Origin of the sequence: Pleomorphochaeta sp. DL1XJH-081, from assembly GCF_049310885.1 — a bacterium.
GTDB lineage: Bacteria > Spirochaetota > Spirochaetia > Sphaerochaetales > Sphaerochaetaceae > CAYZJV01.
In genome coordinates, this window is the sequence record NZ_JBMDYO010000043.1 from 1 (window position 1) to 333 (window position 333).

Below are 333 nucleotides of genomic sequence, written 5' to 3' on the forward strand. Positions count from 1 at the left end.
GAGCTGTAGGTTACAAATCCAAATCCCCTTGATCTACCACTATCTCTATCATACACCACCCTCGCCTCCTGAACATTTCCATGCTCGCTAAACAATGTCTCAAGAGCATTATTGTCCACTTCCCATGCAAGGTTACCCACATAAATCTTGTTAGTATTACCATAACTTGATCGGTCCTGTCCCCTAGACCCTCCGAATGAAGAGTTATTATCATAACTTGATCGTTCACGTCCCCTGGATCCTCCATATGAAGAGTTATTATCATAACTTCGTTCCCGTCCCCTGGATCCCCCTCCGAATGAGGTCTCCCTTTTAGGGGGTGGTGGTCCAGAG

At 46.2% G+C, this 333-nt stretch carries 1 pseudogene; it reads right to left on the minus strand.

Annotation, left to right across the window (positions count from 1 at the left end):
- Positions 1-140 (minus strand): annotated as a pseudogene (locus ACODJP_RS13835) (RNA-binding protein); the annotation flags it as partial.
- Between the last annotated feature and the right edge of the window lie 193 nt (positions 141-333).